This is a genomic window from Xanthomonas sp. SHU 166 (assembly GCF_000364685.1).
Classification (GTDB): Bacteria; Pseudomonadota; Gammaproteobacteria; order Xanthomonadales; family Xanthomonadaceae; genus Xanthomonas_A; species Xanthomonas_A sontii.
Genome location: NZ_AQOJ01000560.1, coordinates 1 through 1,560, shown reverse-complemented (window position 1 = coordinate 1,560; position 1,560 = coordinate 1). Strand labels below are relative to the sequence as shown.

General features: G+C 68.7%; 1 protein-coding gene and 1 pseudogene. Both read left to right on the top strand.

Features of this window, described 5'->3' with window-relative positions; all coding sequences use genetic code 11:
- Positions 1-245: pseudogene (locus tag D180_RS14145) on the top strand (methyl-accepting chemotaxis protein); the annotation flags it as partial.
- A 169-nt stretch (positions 246-414) separates the two neighbouring features.
- On the top strand, positions 415-1,560 hold a 1,146-nt coding region (locus D180_RS14140; protein ID WP_043091008.1), incomplete at its 3' end, for a cache domain-containing protein.

Sequence of the window (1,560 nt, the reverse complement as noted above, 5' to 3'; positions counted from 1 at the left end):
AAGAAGCCACCGCCGCCGCGCGTTCGATGGAAGAGCAGGCCGGCCAGCTGATCGAGGCCGTGTCGATCTTCCGCGTCGAGCAGTCGGCGCAGGCCAGCGCGGTCCACGCGCCGCAGGCCGTGTCCGCGCCGCGGGCGGCAGCGCCGGCGAAGAAGCCTGCGGCCGTCGCCGCCGCCAAGCCGGCGGCGGTGCGTGCCCGCAAGGTCGAGCCGGCCCTGGCCGATTCGGACTGGCAGGAGTTCTGAGACAGGCCCGGCCTGTCGCTGCATCCCCCCATCCCCGGCCTTCGCGCCGGGGATTTTTTTGACCGCCGCGCCAGCGCGAGGATTGTCTACGGATCGGTCGCGCCGCACGCTCAATTTCCCCGTTCCCGGAGCCGTTAAACCTTTGGGAACCTTTCCAAGGATCAGGTCGATGTCGTCTCGCTCGTTGCTCACCCGCCTCTCGGATCTGCCGCTGCGCCGCAAGTTCCTCTGGCAGACCTTGTTGCTGGGTGCCGGCATCGTCCTGCTGGCAGTGATTGCCGCGCGCATGCAGTACCTGGACATCCGCAACACGCGCGAGCAGGCACTGAAGAGCCAGATCGAGCTGGCGCTGGGCGTGGTGCGCGCCTATGCGGCCGAGGTGGACAAGGGCAGCATGCCGCTGGCCGAGGCGCAGCGCACCGCCCTGCGCACCCTGGAATCGATGCGCGCCCGCGACGGCGTGGACTACTTCTACGTGCACGACCTGCACCCGACCATGCTGATGCACCCCACCCGCCACGACCTGGTCGGCAAGGACATCGGCCAGGTGCTCAGCGCCGACGGCAAGCCGATCTTCCGCGAGTTCGTGAAGGCAGCCGAGGCCGGCGGCGGCTACGTCGACTATCTGTGGCCCAAGCCCGGCAGCGACAAGCCGGTCGAAAAAATCTCCTACAACGCCGCGTTCGCGCCCTGGCACTGGGTGATCGGCACCGGCGTGTATATGGACGACGTGCAGGCGCAGGCGCTGGTCTTCACCGGGGTGATGACCCTGGCCGGCGGCATCCTGGTGCTGCTCACCTTCGGCATCAACTGGTTGATCGGCAGTTCGGTGCTGCGACCGGTATCGCGCAGCCTGGAGGCGATCCGCGCGGTGTCGCGCGGCGACCTCAGCGTGCGCATCGACAATCCCGGCCGCGACGAGACCGGCGAGATGCTGCGCGCCACCGGCGAAATGATCCGGATGCTGGAACGCTTCTCCAGCGAGACCGCACGAATGGCCGTACTGCACGCCGACAAGGACATGTCCCACCGCATGCCGGAGGACTTCCCCGGCGTGTACGGCGACCTGGCTGCCAGCATCAACCGCATGATGTTCGAGCACCTGGACGCGATCGTCGACGCCATCGCGGTACTCAACGAATACGCCAACGGCGACCTGCATCGCGACGCGCGCCGCCTTCCCGGCAGCCGCGCGGTGCTGCACGAATCGATGGACGCGGCCAAGGCCAGCCTGCTGGCGATCAACACCGAGATCAAGCGCCTGGCCGCGGCCGCCGCCGCCGGCGACTTCAGCGTGCGCGGCGACGCCGGGCGG